This window comes from Haloferax prahovense, assembly GCF_000723845.1.
GTDB lineage: Archaea > Halobacteriota > Halobacteria > Halobacteriales > Haloferacaceae > Haloferax > Haloferax prahovense.
The window spans coordinates 2,711,933-2,728,211 of sequence record NZ_LK053000.1 but is presented as its reverse complement, the minus strand read 5'-3'; the positions used below and the strand labels follow the sequence as shown (position 1 = coordinate 2,728,211).

16 protein-coding genes are annotated in these 16,279 nt (G+C 68.2%); 6 read left to right on the top strand and 10 right to left on the bottom strand.

Features of this window, described 5'->3' with window-relative positions; genetic code table 11:
• Positions 1–5: 5 nt before the first annotated feature.
• From pyrI to gdhB, 5 genes are all read right to left on the bottom strand, one after another.
• Positions 6–473, bottom strand: coding sequence for an aspartate carbamoyltransferase regulatory subunit (gene pyrI, locus BN984_RS13780; protein WP_004977049.1), 468 nt, complete (start codon positions 471–473; stop codon positions 6–8).
• A complete protein-coding gene (gene pyrB, locus BN984_RS13775; RefSeq protein ID WP_008093297.1) occupies positions 470–1,384 on the bottom strand; it encodes an aspartate carbamoyltransferase in 915 nt (304 codons plus the stop codon). Before pyrB ends, pyrI begins: the two co-directional genes overlap by 4 nt.
• 168 nt (positions 1,385–1,552) lie before the next feature.
• Positions 1,553–2,806, bottom strand: a complete 1,254-nt coding sequence (locus BN984_RS13770; protein WP_049968446.1) for a Glu/Leu/Phe/Val family dehydrogenase — start codon at positions 2,804–2,806, stop codon at positions 1,553–1,555.
• A 138-nt stretch (positions 2,807–2,944) separates the two neighbouring features.
• Positions 2,945–3,784: an HpcH/HpaI aldolase/citrate lyase family protein gene (locus BN984_RS13765; RefSeq protein ID WP_008093294.1), complete on the bottom strand. Its 840-nt coding sequence runs from the start codon at positions 3,782–3,784 to the stop codon at positions 2,945–2,947.
• Positions 3,785–3,835: 51 nt separating this feature from the next.
• Positions 3,836–5,122, bottom strand: a complete 1,287-nt coding sequence (gene gdhB / locus BN984_RS13760) for a glutamate dehydrogenase GdhB (RefSeq protein WP_049968445.1) — start codon at positions 5,120–5,122, stop codon at positions 3,836–3,838.
• A 184-nt stretch (positions 5,123–5,306) separates the two neighbouring features.
• Between gdhB and BN984_RS13755 the strand changes: the two genes are divergently transcribed.
• Both BN984_RS13755 and BN984_RS13750 read left to right on the top strand, forming a co-directional pair.
• A complete protein-coding gene (locus BN984_RS13755; protein ID WP_338036217.1) occupies positions 5,307–5,807 on the top strand; it encodes a MaoC family dehydratase in 501 nt (166 codons plus the stop codon).
• Between the two features lie 96 nt (positions 5,808–5,903).
• Positions 5,904–6,359 carry a DoxX family membrane protein gene (locus BN984_RS13750; protein WP_081909206.1) on the top strand — a complete coding sequence of 152 codons (456 nt, stop codon included), beginning with the start codon at positions 5,904–5,906 and terminating at the stop codon, positions 6,357–6,359.
• Here BN984_RS13750 and BN984_RS13745 read toward each other — a convergent pair.
• The 4 genes from BN984_RS13745 to BN984_RS13730 all read right to left on the bottom strand — a co-directional run bounded on the left by BN984_RS13745 (position 6,343) and on the right by BN984_RS13730 (position 10,955).
• Complete coding sequence (locus BN984_RS13745) at positions 6,343–6,702, bottom strand: DUF5658 family protein (RefSeq protein ID WP_008093287.1); 360 nt, start codon at positions 6,700–6,702, stop codon at positions 6,343–6,345. The genes BN984_RS13750 and BN984_RS13745 overlap by 17 nt on opposite strands.
• A 189-nt stretch (positions 6,703–6,891) precedes the next feature.
• Complete coding sequence (locus BN984_RS13740; protein ID WP_008093285.1) at positions 6,892–8,637, bottom strand: acyl-CoA carboxylase subunit beta; 1,746 nt, start codon at positions 8,635–8,637, stop codon at positions 6,892–6,894.
• A gap of 208 nt (positions 8,638–8,845) precedes the next feature.
• On the bottom strand, positions 8,846–9,739 hold the full coding sequence (locus tag BN984_RS13735) for a class 1 fructose-bisphosphatase (RefSeq protein WP_008093281.1): 894 nt from the start codon (positions 9,737–9,739) through the stop codon (positions 8,846–8,848).
• 301 nt (positions 9,740–10,040) lie between these two features.
• Positions 10,041–10,955, bottom strand: a complete 915-nt coding sequence (locus tag BN984_RS13730) for a helix-hairpin-helix domain-containing protein (protein WP_008093279.1) — start codon at positions 10,953–10,955, stop codon at positions 10,041–10,043.
• A gap of 124 nt (positions 10,956–11,079) precedes the next feature.
• Between BN984_RS13730 and BN984_RS13725 the strand changes: the two genes are divergently transcribed.
• The gene (locus BN984_RS13725; RefSeq protein ID WP_049968444.1) at positions 11,080–11,940 is read left to right on the top strand and encodes a 3-hydroxyacyl-CoA dehydrogenase family protein; all 861 of its coding nucleotides are present in this window, start codon (positions 11,080–11,082) and stop codon (positions 11,938–11,940) included.
• Here BN984_RS13725 and BN984_RS13720 read toward each other — a convergent pair.
• Positions 11,937–12,191: a hypothetical protein gene (locus BN984_RS13720; protein ID WP_008093276.1), complete on the bottom strand. Its 255-nt coding sequence runs from the start codon at positions 12,189–12,191 to the stop codon at positions 11,937–11,939. The two genes, BN984_RS13725 and BN984_RS13720, sit on opposite strands and share 4 nt — an antisense overlap.
• A gap of 111 nt (positions 12,192–12,302) precedes the next feature.
• Between BN984_RS13720 and BN984_RS13715 the strand changes: the two genes are divergently transcribed.
• From BN984_RS13715 to BN984_RS13705, 3 genes are read left to right on the top strand one after another with little or no spacing between them, the layout of a single operon-like run.
• The gene (locus BN984_RS13715) at positions 12,303–13,301 is read left to right on the top strand and encodes an ABC transporter ATP-binding protein (RefSeq protein WP_049968443.1); all 999 of its coding nucleotides are present in this window, start codon (positions 12,303–12,305) and stop codon (positions 13,299–13,301) included.
• Positions 13,298–15,163: an ABC transporter permease family protein gene (locus tag BN984_RS13710; RefSeq protein WP_049968442.1), complete on the top strand. Its 1,866-nt coding sequence runs from the start codon at positions 13,298–13,300 to the stop codon at positions 15,161–15,163. Before BN984_RS13715 ends, BN984_RS13710 begins: the two co-directional genes overlap by 4 nt.
• The gene (locus BN984_RS13705; RefSeq protein ID WP_008093271.1) at positions 15,156–16,214 is read left to right on the top strand and encodes an ABC transporter permease; all 1,059 of its coding nucleotides are present in this window, start codon (positions 15,156–15,158) and stop codon (positions 16,212–16,214) included. Before BN984_RS13710 ends, BN984_RS13705 begins: the two co-directional genes overlap by 8 nt.
• The last annotated feature ends 65 nt before the right edge of the window (positions 16,215–16,279 follow it).

Below are 16,279 nucleotides of genomic sequence, written 5' to 3'. Positions count from 1 at the left end.
AACGGTCAGTTCACGTCGAGGTTGGCCGCGACTTCGTCCTCGCGGACGATGGTCTCGCAGTAGTCGCAGCGCACGCCGTCCGAGAGGACGGTAAAGCGGGACCGGATGGGTTCGTCGGCGTTTGAGATGCAGTTCCTGTTCGGACACGAGATGATGCTCGCGACGGCGTCGGGGCGGACGACGCGGTTCTTCTCGACCACGTCGTAGTCGCGGACGATGTTGATGCTCGCGGCGGGCGCGATGAGCGACAGCACGTCCACCTCGGACTGGCTCAGTTCGCGGCCTTCGACCTTCACGATGTCCTTGCGTCCGAGGCGGTCGGAGGGGACGTTCATCCCGACCGAGACCGCCTCCCCGCTGGTGCCGTCGATGCCGAGGATGGCGAGGACGTTGAGCGCCTGTCCCGCGGCGACGTGGTCGATGACGGTGCCGTTTCGAATCTTCGAGACGCGGAGTTGGTGGTCGTCTGTCATCGGTCTTGGGAGAGGAGGATGTCCAACAGCGCCATCCGGACCGGGATGCCGTTGTGAGCCTGTTCGAAGTACGTCGCGTGGTCGGTGTCGTCGATGTCCGGCGAAATCTCGTCCACGCGGGGGAGCGGGTGCATGACGGTGAGGTCGTCCGCCGCCGACTCCAGCGTCTCAGAGTCGATTTGGTACTGTCCCGCGACTTTTCGGTACTCGTTTTCGTCGGGGAAGCGCTCGCGCTGGATGCGCGTCACGTAGAGCACGTCGAGTTCGGGGAGCACCTCGTCGAGTTCGGTGTGTTCTCTGACCTGCGCGCCCGAGGCGTGGAGGTCGTAGCGGACGTTCCGGGGGAGCCGCAGGCTCTCGGGGCTGACGAAGTGCTGGCTGGCGTCGAAGTTCGTCAGCGCCTCGGCCAGCGAGTGGACCGTCCGCCCGTACTTCAGGTCGCCCATGATACCGATGGTGAGGTCGTCGAGGCCGGCGTTCTCCCGGATGGTGTAGAGGTCGAGGAGGGTTTGGCTCGGGTGCTGGCCCGCGCCGTCGCCCGCGTTGACGAGCGGCACGTCGACGAACTCGGAGGCCATCGTGGCCGCGCCCTCGCTGGGGTGTCGGAGCACGAGCGCGTCCGCGTAGCCCTCGACCACGCGGACGGTGTCGGCGAGCGTCTCGCCCTTCTTGACCGACGACGACTCGACCGGTCCCATATCGACGGTCTGGCCGCCGAGGCGTTTCATCGCGGAGTCGAAGCTCATCCGAGTTCGCGTGCTCGGCTCGAAGAAACAGAGCCCGAGAACCTTTCCGGCGTGTCGCTGCCGGAACGCGGCCGGGTCGTCGTCGATGTCGGCCGCGCGGTCGAGCACCGCCTCGATGTCCTCCCGCGAGAGGTGCGACGCGGAGATGAGGTGGTCCTGACGCATCGATGAATGACGCGACCTACACCGACTTGAATCCCCCGGCATCGGACGCTTCGCGTGATATTCACCACCATGCACAGAATCACCGACACCGCCGACCGCGGCGGAAACAGAAACTCGGTCGAAACGGTCGGAAAACGAGGCGACGACCGACGCCGAACCGACTCGACCTTACGGCCAGTTACCGGCGGAGTCGTAGGAGTCGACGACGCGCCGGATGGCGACGACGTAGGCCGCGGTGCGGAAGTTCGGCAGGTCGTGGGTCTCGTAGGCGTCGACGAGTTCCTCGAAGGCGTCGACGATGACGCGCTCCAGTTCGTCGTTGACGCGGTCTTCGGTCCAGTAGAACCGCTGGCGGTTCTGGACCCACTCGAAGTACGAGACGGTGACGCCGCCGGCGTTGGCGAGGATGTCGGGGAAGACGTGGACCTCGCGCTCGGTGAGCACGTCGTCGGCGTCCGGCGTGAGCGGGCCGTTCGCGGCCTCGACGACCACGTCCGCGTTCACGTCGTGAGCGAGTTCGCCGTCGATGGCGTTCTCCAGCGCGGCGGGGACGAGCAGGTCCACGTCCAGGGTGAGCAGTTCCTCGTTGGAGATGGCCTCCGTTCCCTCGTAGTCCGAGACGGTGCCGGTCTTGTTTTTGAACTGCTTGACCGCGCGGGTGTCGAGGCCGTCGGGGTCGTAGATGCCGCCGGAGGAGTCGGAGACGGCGACGACCGACGCGCCGAGGTCGTCGATGAGCTTCGCGGCGACGGAGCCGGCGTTCCCGTAGCCCTGGACGGCGACGGTCGCGCCCTCGATGTCGCGGCCGAGGTAGTCGAACGCCTCGCGGGCGGTGAGCATCGTCGAGCGACCGGTCGCCTCGACGCGGCCCTCGCTCCCGCCGTTCGAGAGCGCCTTCCCCGTGATGACGCCCGGAGCGGTGGTGTTTTCGAGGGTCTCGTAGGTGTCCTTAATCCAGTTCATCTCGCGCTGGCCGGTGTTCACGTCGGGCGCGGGGATGTCGCGGTTCTCGCCGATGAGTGGGCGAAGCTCCTTGGCGAACGACCGGGTGATGCGTTCGAGTTCGGACTCGGAGTACGCCTTGGGGTCGATGACGATACCGCCCTTGCCGCCGCCGTAGGGGATGTCGACGACGGCGCATTTGTACACCATCCAGCCCGAAAGCGCCTTCACCTCGTCTCGGCTGACGTTCGGGTGGTAGCGAATCCCGCCTTTGTACGGGCCGCGGTCGCCGTTGAACTGCGACCGGTAGGCGCGAAACAGTTCGACGTCGCCGTCGTCCATCTCGACGGCGAGGTTCGTTTCGAGGACTCGCTCGGGGTTTTTCAGCCGCTCGATAACGTCGTCGCGCACGTCGAGGTAGGCGGCCGCGTCGTCGATTTGCTCCTGTAGACTCTCGAAGGGATTCGCCTCTTGTGCCATGTCCTAATACGCTCCGGGCATCCGGTTAAGCGTAGCGGGGATTTTAGCATACCACAATATTGAGACACATACTCATCGATAAAAGGTAACAGCCAACGGCGGTTGGTTCGACGGGCGGCCGCGCCGGCCCGAGCGCGCTCAGTACGACTCGCCGGCGCGGTCGAGGATGTTTTCGGCCTGCTTGACGAGCGGGGCGTCTATCATCTCGCCGTCGACGCCGAAGACGCCTCGACCCTCTCGTGCGGCCTCGTCGCGGGCGCGGAGCACTTTCTTAGCCCACGCGACATCCTCGTCGTCGGGCGAGAACGCCTCGTTGATGACGGGCACCTGCGCGGGGTGGATGGCGAGTTTCCCGTCGTAGCCGAGCCGTCGACCGAACGCGGCGTCCTCGCGGAGCCCCGCTTCGTCCTGATAGTCGACGTGAAGGGTGTCGATGGCGTCGACGCCGGCGGCCGCGGCCGCGACGACGACGCGCTCGCGAGCGTAGAGCACCTCGGTCCCGTCGTCGCTCCGGGTCGCGCCCACGTCGGCGGCGAAGTCCTCCGCGCCGAAGACGACGGCGGCGGTGTCGGGCGCGGCCGCGACCTCGGGAGCGGTGAGGACGCCCGCCGCGCTCTCGACGATTGCGATGACGGGACAGTCCGCACCGGCCTCGCGGGCCGCGACGGCGACGCTCGTCACGTCGTCCGCGCTCGTCGCCTTCGGGACCACGAGCGCGTCCGGTGGGTGGGCGGCGCAGACGGCGGCGATGTCGTCGCGGCCGGCCTCGCCGGGGTTGACGCGGACCGCGACCTCGGCGTCGGGGTCGAAGTCGGGGTCCGAGAGGACCGCGGCGACGGTCTCCCGAGCCTCGGCTTTCCTGTCGGGCGAGACGGCGTCTTCGAGGTCGAAGACGAGCACGTCCGCGCCCGCACCGGGGGCTTTCCGCAGCAGTTCGGGTCGGTCGCCGGGGGAGAACAGGACGCTTCGTCGGGGCATGGTGTGTGTATCGAGGTGGGTTGTGAAATACCGACCCGTCGCCGACCCGGCTCAGGGCCAGAGGCCGCGGTGTTCGTGGGCCTCGGAGACGCGTTCGAGCGCGACCATGTAGGCGGCGTCGCGCCACGTCACGTCGTGTTCCTCGACGCGCTCGCGGACGGCGGTCCACGCGCGGAGCATCTCGGTCTCCAGTTCGTCGTGGACGCGTTCGAGCGACCACGAGCGGTGGTTGAGGTCCTGCAGCCACTCGAAGTACGAGACGGTGACGCCGCCGGCGTTGGCGAGGATGTCGGGGACGACCGGAAGCTCGCGCGCCTCGAAGATTTCGCCCGCGGCCGACGTGGTCGGGCCGTTCGCGCCCTCGACGATGAGGTTCGCCTGCACGTCGCGGGCGTTCTCGGCGGTCAGGACGTTACCGACGGCGGCCGGAATGAGCACGTCCACGTCGAGTTCGAGCAGTTCCTCGTTCGAGAGCTTCCGCGGCGCGTCGTACTTCATGACCGCCTCGGGCTCTTCCTCGTGGGTCGGCACGTCGCGGGTGTCGAGGCCGTCGGGGTCGTAGATGGCCCCGTTCACGTCGGAGACGGCGACGACCGTCGCGCCCTCGTCGTCGAGGAGTCGCGCGGCGGGCGCGCCGACGGACCCGAACCCTTGGACCGCGACGGTGGTGTCTTCGATGTCCCAGCCGAGGTAGTCGATGGCCTCGCGGGCGATGATGGCGACGGAGCGGCCGGGCGCGGTGTCGCGGCCCTTGCTCCCGCCGACCACAGGCGGCTTCCCCGTGACGACGCCGGGCGTCGTCTCGCCTTCCTGCATCGAGTAGGCGTCCATGAACCACGCCATCGTCTGGGCGTCGGTGCCCATGTCGGGCGCGGGGATGTCCTTCGTGGGGCCGATGAAGGGGCGAAGCTCTTCTGCGAACCGGCGGGTGAGCCGCTCTTTCTCGTCGGTCGAGAGGTCCTTGGGGTCGACGACGATGCCGCCTTTCCCGCCGCCGAACGGGAGGTCCATCACGGCGCACTTCCAGGTCATCCACATCGAGAGCCCGATGCACTCGGCTTCGGTCACGCCGGGGTGGAACCGGAGGCCGCCCTTGTACGGCCCGCGGACGCTGTCGTGCTGGGCGCGGTAGCCGGTGTAGACCGCGGTCGAGCCGTCGTCGCGTTCGAGGGGCACCGAGACGCGGTGGACCTGATTCGGGTATCGGAGCCGCTCGATGACGCCGGGGTCGACGTCGAGGTGCGCCGCCGCGCGTTCGAGCTGCCGGCGGGCCGTCTCGAGGGCTGTCTCTTCCGTCGGTTCGTCGTCCGTCGCGGTGGATGGTGCTGCGGATGCCATGATGGTTCGTGCCGGGCGGATGCCGGCTGAGCCGGGAGACAGACGCGCTGTCCCGCGCCCGTCGGGGCCGACGAATCGGCCGCCATCGGGCGCTTTCGCAATCCTCTATTGTGGATAATTATAATGGTTGTTATCTAGTTTCGCTCGGGGCAATAGTTGTCACACTGGAGTGCCGACCGGCACGATTTTATCACGGTCTATCACACGATTTGCCATGACCGGGCTGTACTACGAGGAGTTCGAGGTCGGTCAGACCATCGAACACGAGAAACGACGCACCGTCTCGGAGTCGGACAACCAGCGCTTCTGCGACATGACGATGAACCAGCAGCCGCTCCACCTCGACGCCGAGTTCGCGGGCGACTCGCAGTTCGGCGAGCGACTGGTCAACGGCCTCTACACGATGAGCCTCGCGGTCGGTCTCTCGGTTCCCGACACGACAGACGGGACCATCGTGGCGAACCTCAGCTACGACGACGTGTCCCACCCGAACCCGGTGTTCCACGGCGACACGCTCCGCGCGCAGACGACCGTCCTCGACAAGCGTGAGACCTCCGACGGCGAGCGCGGCGTGGTGACGATGAAAGTCGAGGCGTTCAATCAGGACGACGACCTCGTCTGCGAGTTCGAGCGGACGGCGCTGTCGCTGAAACGCGAGTTCGCCGCCGACGCGGACGACGCCTGAGCTGGGCCGGGTCGGGTTGGGCCGAGCCACGGCGCGTCGCCCCGCGTCTCCGTAACCCACCCACACCGTTTTCTCCCCGGCGTCGCTAGCCGGGACATGGATTTCGACGGCCTCTCCGCGCGCGACACGTCAGTCGCCGACTGGGCCGCCTCGGTCGCCGCCCGCGCCCCCGAACCGACGACCGTCGCCCGGGTCGGCCTTGGCGCGATGGTGTTCGCCGCGGGCGTCCACAAGCTTCTGGACCCGCTTTCGTGGTCGGCCTACGTCGTCCCGTGGCTCGCGCCGTTGCTCGTCGTCTCGCCGGTGACGTTCATGCTCGCAAACGGCGTCCTCGAAGTCGGGTTCGGCGCGGCCATCGTCGCCGACCGCTACACTGCCCTCGCGAGCGCCGTCGCGGCCGTCTCGCTGTCGGCGACGTGTCTCTACCTCGCGGTCGTCTTCGTCGCGGAGGGCGGCCTGTTCGGCGACGTGCTCGCCCGCGACATCGGGTTGGCGGGGCTCGCGTGGGCCGTCTTGGTCGAGTCGCTCCGGCGGCCTACCCGAACACCGTGACGAGGATGAGTTGGGTGTTCATCAACCCGGCGACACCCCACGGGACGGCCACGCCGATGGGAATCGCGCCGCGGTAGCGACTGGGGAGAACGCGCCACGCGACGACCGCGACCGCGAGGACGACGAGTTTCAGCGAAATGAGCGCGCCCACCGGGCCGAACGCCGGGATGAGCGCGAGGACGACGGGGTTCAGTTCGGCGAGGCCCCGGCCGAGCCCGTAGAGCGTCGTCAACACGTCGAGGACGAACGCCAGCATCGTCACGGTCCAGAGGACGTGCTCGTCGCTTATCGCGTGTGCGAGTGCCGCTCGGGGCGTCTCGGGAAGGGGAACTTCGTGGCTCATGGCGGGCTATCGGCAGGCGACGGCCCCGAAGCCGGGACGTGACAGGTCGGGTGGGACCGAGTGGGACGGAACGGGAGTCGGCCGACGATGAGGTCCGTAGCATCCCGACCGTCCTCAGTACGAGCCGCTTAGGTCAGTTACCGTGAGATTACCTGCCGGAAAAACGGAGCATTAACCGCCGAGACCGGCTCAGAGAACCGTTCCGTGCTTCTTGTCCGGGAGCGACTTGTCCACGTCGGCGTAGAACTCGAAGCGGGCGACGAGTTCGTCCCGGAGGCTCGACGGCGGGACGATTTCGTCGATGACGACCTCGCTCGCCATCCGGTGGGCGTCGATGTCCTCGCGGTACTCCTCGCGGAGTTCGTCTTCCATCCGCGCCCGCTCTTCGGGGTCGTCGATGTCGGCGAGCTTGTTCGCGTAGACCGCGTTGATGGCGGCTTCGGGACCCATGATGCCGATTTCGCCCGAAGGGAGCGCGATGACGCTCTCCGGGTCGTAGGCGGGGCCGCCCATGGCGTAGATGCCCGCGCCGTAGGCCTTCCGCACGATGACGGTCTGTTTGGGGACCGTCGCCGACGACGTGGCGTAGATGAACTTCTTGCCCTTCTCCAGGATGGCGTCCTTTTCGACCTGCGAGCCGGCCATGAAGCCGGGGGTGTCGCAGAGGTAGAGAAGCGGAATCTCGTAGGCGTCGCAGGTCCAGATGAACTCCGCGGCCTTCTCGGCGGCGTCGGGGAAGATGGCTCCCGACCGCTCTGTGGGTTGGTTGGCGACGATGCCGACCGGCCGGCCGTCGATGCGGGCGAACGCGGTGACGATTTCCTTCCCGTAGTCGGGCTTCAGTTCGAACACCGACTCGGCGTCGACGACGCGCTCGATGAGGTCGTGGGCGTCGTAGGGGCGGTTCGGCGATTCGGGGATGAGTTCGTCGATGCCGTCGGGCGAGTACCGTGGCGGTTTCGACTCGGAGCGCGGCGGCTTCTCGCCGGCCTTGTCGGGGAGGTAGGTGACGAGCTGCGAGACGAGTTCGCGGGCGTGCGCCTCGTCGCGGGCGACGAGGTCGGCGCTGCCGGACTCCTCGGCGTGCATCCGCGCGCCGCCGAGGTCCTGCATGGATATCTCCTCGCCGGTGACCATCTTCACCATGCGCGGCGAGGCGATGGCCATCGCGGACATCCCCTCGACCATGATGGTGAAGTCGGCGAAGACGGGCGTGTAGGCCGCGCCGGCGATACACGGCCCGTAGAGGACGCATATCTGCGGGACGTACCCCGAGAGCATCGAGTGGTTGTAGTAGTACTTCCCGATGCCCTCGCGGTTGGCGAAGAAGCCGGTCTGCTGGTCGATGCGGCCGCCCGAGGAGTCCATCAGGTAGAGCACCGGCTTGCCCGTCTTGAGCGCCCGCTGCTGCATGCGGAGGAACTTCTCGACGCCGCGGCGGGCCATCGACCCGGCCTTGACGGTGAAGTCGTTGGCCATGAAGTGGAGGTCCCGGCCCTCGAACTCGGCGGCACCCGTGAGGAGACCGTCGCCGGGCAGCCGGGTGTTCGGGTCCGCCTCGTCGACCTCGGGGGAGTTCTCGTGCCACGAGTCGAAGTTGGCGAATTTGCCGTCTTCGAACTTCAGTCCCTCCGGGAACCAGAGGTCGAGGCGGTCGCGAACGAACAGTTTGCCGGACTCCGGCAATCGCTGTTTGTACTTCTCGGGGCCGCCGCCGAGGATGTCCGCTATCTCCTCGCGGAGTTTCTCCTCGCGCTCGGTCGGTCCCAAGTCGTCGTCGAGCGGGAAGGTGTCCGCGGGCGGTTCGGCGTCCGCGACGGCCTCCTCGCCGTCGCCGACGAAGACGTTCACGTCCGTCCCGAGGTGTCGCGCCAGCGCGCTGGCGATGGCCTCGGCCTCGTCGCCGGTCGCGCCGTCGCCGATTCTGACCTTCATACTCGGTGATGCACCACCGTATTCAAAATGGTTTTCCATGCACGATTTGCCGGTCGGGCGAATGGAGGCCGACGACTATCTGGCCGGAGACCGCCCGCTGTCGACGACGGAGTCCGCGGAAAACGAGTGTGCCCGGTCGTTTCGGTTCGCTCGGTGCGGTCGGTGCGGTCGGCGGACTAGTCCCGCCAATAGACGGGCTGGCCGCGCGTCAGTCCAGCGCCGCTTCGAGCTTCGCCACGAGGTCGGTGTTGCCGACGTACATCGGGGTCCGCGCGTGGAGGTCGTCCTTGTCCACGTCGAGGAGCGACTTCGCGCCGTCGGAGGTCGCGCCGCCGGCCGTCTCGATGACGTAGCCGATGGGGTAGCCCTCGAACTGGACGCGGAGTTTGCCCTCGGGAGCGGACTCCAGCGTGGGGTACGCGAAGATGCCGCCGTAGGTGAGAATCTGGTTCACGTCGCCGATCATCGAGCCGCCGTAGCGGAGCTTGCGCGAGGCGTCCTGTTCGACCTCGCGGGCGAACGCCTCGAAGTCGTCGGTCCAGTCGGGGACGCGGCCGCCGAAGCCGTAGACCGAGCCCTCGTCGGGGAGTGTGACGTCCTCGCGGACGAGTTCGTAGCTCGCGTCGTCGTGGATGACGTACTCGTCGACGGTGCCGTTGCGGGCGACGACCATCGTCATGACGGGGCCGTAGAGGACGTAACCCGCGGCGACGAGGTCGCGGCCGTGGGCCGGAAGCGGGCCCTCGTACACCGCGAAGATGGTCCCCATCGTGTTGTTCGGCTTCAGGTTCGACGAGCCGTCGAGGGGGTCGACCGCGACCGACAGCCGACCGGTGCCCACGTCGACGGACTCGGGGCGCTCTTCGCTGGCGTACTCACCGACGCCCTCGAGCGCGCCGATGCGCTCGCAGAGGAGGTCGTCGGCGAACACGTCGGCGGCCATCTGCGTCTCGCCGCTCGGGTTCTCGTCCTCGGCGGTGACGCGGCGGCCGGGAAGACCGGTTCGAATCTCGGGCGCGGTGCTCGCGATGACGTCGACCACCCCATCGATGGTCCGCACGTCGCGGGCGGTGTCGGCGGTGTTGATGTCCGTCGTCGCCATCAGGCCCACCCCTCGGAGCGTCGGCGAGTCGGGCGTGAATCGTCGGCGAGTCGGGAGCGTTCCCCGAGCGTCGTCGGGGCGGGAGATACCGTCTGCGGGGAGTCGACGGCCGTGTCGGAGCCGGGCATCATCTGATTCAAAGTGGTGTAACTACCTATATAAAATCTGCGTCTAATGTGGTTTAGGAGATATTGCCGAATTCCTCCGTTATGGGGTTCGTAACGAAATATTACGGCAGATGATTCTCCGAATGAAAATTACTACTCAGATAGTAAAAATTCGGATGTGGCGGCGGGAGCGCTCACTCCATCGCGTCGCGCGCCTGCGCCTTCCACGCGCTGACGACGGTCGGGTCGATTCGGAGGGCATCGGCGACGTGTTCCGGGTCTGCGGTGGCGAGTCGCCTGACGGAGCGGACGCCCGCCTCGGCGAGCAGTTCGGCGTCGTCCTCGTCGACGCCGGCGAGCGTCGTCAGCGGCTTCGGCTTCGACCGCTCGCGCCACGCCGCCTCGGCCGCGAGCGCGTCTCCCGAGCCGTCGGCCGACGCGTCGTTCGTCTCCCGCCCGCTGGGTGTCCAATCACCCGACTCGGTCGTCTTCGAGGGCGCATCCGCGTCGTCGCTCGCTCCCGACGGCGTCCAGTCGCCGTCCCGTGCTGGCCCGCTCGAACCCGCCGCTTCGCTCCGGCCGCTGGGGGTCCAATCGCCGGCGTCGCGCTCGTCGTCACCGGTGTCTGCCTCGTCGGTCGCATCCCAATCGCCCGAACTCGCGGCGACCCACGCGCGCTCGTCGTCGCCCAGTCCGCGAACCTGCGAGGAGCGTCGGTCGAGGTCGTCGCCGGAGTTGAACGACCACGAAAGCGAGTGCCATCGCCGAATCTTCGCCGCGACGCCGGGGTTCGTGCCCGCGGCGACGAGGTCGCGGTAGCACACCTCGCCGTCGACGATAGCGTCCACGTCGATGTTCGACTCGGCGAGGGATTCGGCCGTCGCCGGGCCGACGTACTTCAGGTCCTGTAGCTCGGTCGGCACGGCGTCGCTCGCGCGGGCACCTCGCGGTCTGAGCAGGTGTGTCAGCGCCTCGTCGGGGTTCGACGGCCCCTCGTCCGCCTCGTTTGCCCGGTTCGTGCCCTCGCCGTCGCTCCGGCGCGCGTCCGAGACGGCTTCCCCTCCGTCCCCGCCCGCGTCGTCTTCGTCGTATCTGCCGGCGTCGTTCACCCCAGTCACCGTTGCATATCCCCATTCTTGCGCCCGACTTGAGTCTTCCCGTGGTAGTCACGAGTCTGTCACTATTCCGAACACATCGGCAAGTTTTACCTCCCCACCTCGCGCAGACCCGGACATGTACGATACCGAAGATATCGACACGGTGGGCGTCGTCGGCGCGGGAACGATGGGCAACGGCATCGCGCAGGTGGCCGCGATGGCCGGCTACGACGTGGTCATGCGCGACCTCGAAGCGGAGTACGTCGAACGCGGGCTGTCGGCCATCGACGACAGCCTCTCGCGGTTCGTCTCGAAGGAGAAACTGACCGCGTCGGCGGCCGACGCGACCAAGGGGCGTATCTCGGGGACGACCGAACTCTCGGACCTCGCCGACTGCGACCTCGTGGTCGAGGCGGCCGTCGAGAACATGGACGTGAAACGCGACATCTTCGCCGACCTCGACGACATCGTCCCCGAGGGCGTCGTGCTGGCGACCAACACCAGCACGCTCTCTATCACGACCATCGCGGCCGCGACCGAGCGCCCCGAACTCGTCGTCGGCCTCCACTTCATGAACCCCGTCCCGATTATGAAGGGCGTCGAGGTCGTCCGCGGCGAGAAGACCGACGACGAGGTCGTCGCCTTCGCCCACGACTTCTCCGAAGACCTCGGCAAGGAGACGTGGGAGTCCGACGACAAGCCCGGCTTCGTCACCAACCGCATCCTCATGCCGTGGCTCAACGAGGGCATCCGCGCCTACGACGAAGGCGTCGCCTCCAAGGAGGACATCGACCGCGGCATGACTCTCGGCACGAACGTCCCGATGGGCCCGCTCACCCTCGCGGACCACATCGGCCTCGACATCTGTCTGGACGCCTCCGAGACGCTGTTCGAGGAGCTCGGCGACCGCTACAAGCCAGCGTACCTGCTCAAGCGCAAGGTCGCAGCGGGCGACCTCGGCAAGAAGACGGGCAAGGGCTTCTACGAGTACGACTAACGGCGCTCTCCGGTCGGCGCTGTCTTCGACCCCGAACCCGAACCGCGGCGATAGCGCATTACACCGGCACCGACCGCCCCCGCGACCAGAAACAGCCCGCCCAGCCCCGCCAGCGCCACCGCCAACCCTTCGACGGTCTGTGACCCAGCGGCGGCGACGAAGGCGATGAGCGCGCCGAAGAGGAACACGGCGGCGACGAATCCGCCGACGAAGAGGACGAACGACGGCGAGAGGAAGTCGTCTGCGGGCATACTCTCACCTTGACCGCGAGGAGACGAAACTGTTGCCCCGCGAAGGAGAAGGCTATCAAACCTGAAATCCCGCGCGAACCCTTTTATCCCGTCCCGCGTGAAGGTCTCTCAATGATTACGGTCGAGAACCTGCGGAAGACCTACGGCGACTTCCCCGCCGTCGTGGGAAGCGATTTCTCGGTCGAGTCGGGCGAGGTGTTCGGCATCGTCGGCCCCAACGGCGCGGGGAAGACGACGACGCTGAAGATGCTCGCCGGGCTCGTCGAACCGACCGGCGGGTCGGCGTCGGTGCTCGGATACGACCCCGAGGAGCCGGCGATGCGGCGCAAACTCGGGTTTCTCCCCGAGGAGTCGCCGCTGTACGAGGACATGACCGCGCGGTCGTACCTCCGATTCTTCGCCGACCTCTACGACGTCCCCCGCGACGTGGCCGACGAGCGAACCGGCGCGGTGCTCGACCGCCTCGACCTCGAATACCGCGACCGCCGACTCGGCGACATGTCGAAGGGGATGAAGCGCAAGGTCGCCATCGCCCGGTCGCTCGTCAACGACCCCGACCTGCTCATCTACGACGAACCGGCCAGCGGCCTCGACCCCCTGACGACGAACGTCGTCTTGGAGTTCGTCCGCGAGCTCCGCGACGAGGACAAGACGGTCGTCTTCAGCGCGCACAACCTCTTTCACGTCGAGTCCATCTGCGACCGCGTGGTCATCATGAACCGCGGCGAAATCATCGCCCGCGGGACGGTCCCCGAGATTCGCGCGGAACACGGCGAGACGACCTACCGCGTGTTCACGACCGTGCCGCTCCCGGAGACCCTGCCCGCGGACGACGAGGTCGGAGTCGAAGGCGAGGAGCGCCACGTCGCCGTCGTCGACGAGATGGCGGCCGTCGAGTCGCTCCGCGAGGCGGCCGAGGCCGCCGGCGGCCGCGTCGCCGACATCCGAACCCACGAGGCGTCCTTAGAGGACATCTTCCTCCGACTCGCTCGCGAAGCACCGACGACGAGCGAAGCCGAGGGCGGCCGCGGCCAGGCCGCTGACGGCGAGCGCGAGTACGCCGACGACGAGCGCGAACAGCGCGTCGCCGGAGGTCGCGGGCAGTCGTGACCGACCTCCGAACCCGACTCGTCGCGCACGCCCGGACTATCCTCCGCATCGCCCGCTGGGAGGTGTCGCGCTCGGCGGGGACGCTCGACCGCCGGACCGCCGTTATCGGACTGGTCGCCGTCCTCGTCGCCGGCGGCATCGCGGCCGGCGCGGCCGGTGGCGGGGTCGCGCTCGACCGCGACCTCTACCGCGTCGGCATCGCCAGCGACAGCCCCTACTACGACGCGGTCGACCAGTCGTCGACGCTCGACCCGCGACCCGTCTCGGACCCGAACGTCGAACTCGTCGTCAGCGAGACGCACATCTCGGTCGCCGACACGCAGACCGGCCGGGCCGCCTACAGCGCGTTCCGCGACGCGGTCCAGTCGTACAACGAGCGGCAGATGGCCCGCGAGGAGAACCAGTCGGCCGCGTTCCCGGTCGTCGTCGACCTCCAGTACCGCGAGCGCGCCGCGCTTGTCCCGGCCGGGAGCCGCGTCGACGGCGGCGCGGGCGGAGGCGGCGGCGAAGCCGGAACCGGCGACGGGGGCGGAACCGACGCTGGAACCGGAAGCGGAACCTCCGGCGACGCCGACGGTGCGGGCGGGACAGCGACCGACGGCCCGGCCGCGTCCGACGCCGCGGCGGCCGACGACGGCGGCGTCGACGCCCCGTCGCTCGGTGGGATGGCGAGCCTCTTCGGCGGCGACACCAGCGGGTCGCCGGCGAGCATCAGCCCGCCGTTCCCCTTCGCCTCGCTCGTCCTCGCCTTCGCCTTCCTCGTGCCGATGAACTTCGTGATTCAGGCCTACGGGTCGAGCGTCCTCAACGAGCGCATCAACCGCCGCGGCGAGCTGCTCCTCGTCGCGCCCATCTCGCCGGGCGACATCGTCGCCGGCAAGACGCTCCCGTACCTGCTCGGCACGGTCGCGATAACTATCGCCATCGCGGCGGCGGTCGGCGGCGGCGTCGTCTCGGTGGCGGCGGTCGTCCCCATCGGCCTCCTGTTTCTCGCGTCGACGTTCGTCGGCGCGATGTTCGCCCGCTCGTTCAAGGAACTCACGTTCGTCACGGTGACGGTGTCGGTGTTCCTGACGACGTACACGTTCGTCCCGGCCATCTTCACGAACGTCACGCCCATCGCGCTCATCTCGCCGCTGACGCTCGTCGTCCGCGACCTCGCCGGCGAGTCGATTCCGCTCGGCGAGTTCCTGTTTTCGGTCGGGCCGATTCTCCTCGCCGCGGGCGTGCTGTTTCTCCTCGGCGTCGGCGTCTACCGCGAGGAGGACATGTTCACCCAGCGGCCGGTCCCGCTGAAGTTTCTCGACGCGCTCGACAGCCGAATCTCGCGGGCGCGCTCCGTGGCGACCCTGTCGGCGCTGTCGATTCCGTTCGTCTTCATCGCCGAACTGCTGGCCATCGCGGTGCTGTTCGTCCTCCCGGTGGACCTGACCGTCCCGATGATTCTCCTCGCGGTCGCGGTCATCGAGGAGTTGGCCAAGAGCCTCCACGTCCTCGCGGCCTTCGAGAAGGCGCGGTTCTCCCGGACGCTCCGGTCGTCGCTCGTCCTCGGCGGGCTCTCGGGGCTCGGCTTTTTCGTCGGCGAGAAGTTCACCGCCATCGCCCAACTCGCCGGGTTGCAGTCGCTCACACTCGGGCAGACCGCCTTCGCGCCCTCCGGCGTCGGTATCGGCGACGGGACCGGCGTGAGCGCTATCGTCGTTCTCGGCTTGTTCCTCGCGCCGCTGGCGCTCCACGCGGTGACGGCCAGCGTGACCGCCTTCGGGGCGAGCCGGGGTCGCTCGGCCTACGGCGTCGCGCTCGCGGGCGCAATCGCGATTCACCTCGTCTACAATCTCCAGGTGGTGAGCGCCCTTGGGTAGCCCGCGACTCGCCATCGCCCGGCGCGAACTCGGCAGTCTCCGCAAGGAAAAGACCATCGTGCTGGCGCTGGCCATCCAGCTGTTCGTCGCGGCGTTCTCGTCGTTCCTCGTCGTCGGGCTCGTCTCGCTGTACGACCCCGGCGCGGCGAGCTATCAGGTCGACGTGGCCGTCGCGGGCGACGAGGAGGCAGTCGAGGACCTGCTCCGCGCCGTCGGGACCGAAGACGGTCTCAGCGGGCGGCCGTACTCGTCCACGTCGGCCGCGATGACGGCGTTCCAAGAACGGCAGGTCGATGCCGTCTTAGAGGCGTCAACGGGCGAGGACGGCAGGATACGAGTCGCGGCGGTCGCGCCCGATACGGGCGTGGAGACGACGGCGGTCGTCGTCCGCCTCCGCGACGCGCTCCGCGAACTGGAGCGTAACGAACGCGCGGAGCGGAGCGCGTTCCTCGCCACGGACCCGCTGTCACTCCCGCCGGCGGCGGAGTCGAGCCCGTACTTCGGCTTTACCTACACGGTGCTCGTCCCGCTGTTGTTGTTCCTGCCCGTGTTCATCTCCGGGTCGCTGGTGGTCGATTCGCTCACGGAGGAGGTGGCCCGCGGGACGCTCGAACTCCTGCGGGTCGCGCCCGTGAGCTTCGCGGCCGTCGTGGACGGAAAGCTCCTCGCGGCCGGCGGGCTGGCACCCGTGCAGGCGGTGGCGTGGATGCTCCTCCTCCAACTGAACGGGTCGACTATCGAGAGCGTCCCGTGGCTGTTCGGCATGGTCGCCGGGCTCTCGGCCGTCGTCGTCACTCTCGGCGCGGCGGTGGCGATTACCTCGCCCGACCGCCGGGTCGCCCAACTCCTGTACTCCATCGGCGTGCTTCTCGTCTTCGCGGGTACGTCGCTCCTTCCATTGAGCCCCGCGAACACGGCCGCGCGGCTGGCGCTCGGGACGGCGGGGGTCGGCGCGAAAGTCGCCGTCGCGGGGCTCGTCTTCGTCGGCGTCGTCGCGCTCGTCGGCCTCCGGTTCGTCGTCGACCGGGTGGACCCGAACGAACTCGGCTGAGGCTCCGTCTCTCAGTTCCGCTCTCGGCGGTCGCGTCCGACTCCGCTCCGACACCGCACCGGAAG

Excerpts from the sequence above, each read along its gene's own strand:
- pyrI (WP_004977049.1), bottom strand. The coding sequence starts at position 473 with ATGACAGACGACCACCAACTCCGCGTCTCGAAGATTCGAAACGGCACC.
- pyrB (WP_008093297.1), bottom strand. The coding sequence starts at position 1,384 with ATGCGTCAGGACCACCTCATCTCCGCGTCGCACCTCTCGCGGGAGGAC.
- BN984_RS13770 (WP_049968446.1), bottom strand. The coding sequence starts at position 2,806 with ATGGCACAAGAGGCGAATCCCTTCGAGAGTCTACAGGAGCAAATCGAC.
- BN984_RS13765 (WP_008093294.1), bottom strand. The coding sequence starts at position 3,784 with ATGCCCCGACGAAGCGTCCTGTTCTCCCCCGGCGACCGACCCGAACTG.
- gdhB (WP_049968445.1), bottom strand. The coding sequence starts at position 5,122 with ATGGCATCCGCAGCACCATCCACCGCGACGGACGACGAACCGACGGAA.
- BN984_RS13750 (WP_081909206.1), top strand. The coding sequence starts at position 5,904 with ATGGATTTCGACGGCCTCTCCGCGCGCGACACGTCAGTCGCCGACTGG.
- BN984_RS13745 (WP_008093287.1), bottom strand. The coding sequence starts at position 6,702 with ATGAGCCACGAAGTTCCCCTTCCCGAGACGCCCCGAGCGGCACTCGCA.
- BN984_RS13740 (WP_008093285.1), bottom strand. The coding sequence starts at position 8,637 with ATGAAGGTCAGAATCGGCGACGGCGCGACCGGCGACGAGGCCGAGGCC.
- BN984_RS13735 (WP_008093281.1), bottom strand. The coding sequence starts at position 9,739 with ATGGCGACGACGGACATCAACACCGCCGACACCGCCCGCGACGTGCGG.
- BN984_RS13725 (WP_049968444.1), top strand. The coding sequence starts at position 11,080 with ATGTACGATACCGAAGATATCGACACGGTGGGCGTCGTCGGCGCGGGA.
- BN984_RS13720 (WP_008093276.1), bottom strand. The coding sequence starts at position 12,191 with ATGCCCGCAGACGACTTCCTCTCGCCGTCGTTCGTCCTCTTCGTCGGC.
- BN984_RS13715 (WP_049968443.1), top strand. The coding sequence starts at position 12,303 with ATGATTACGGTCGAGAACCTGCGGAAGACCTACGGCGACTTCCCCGCC.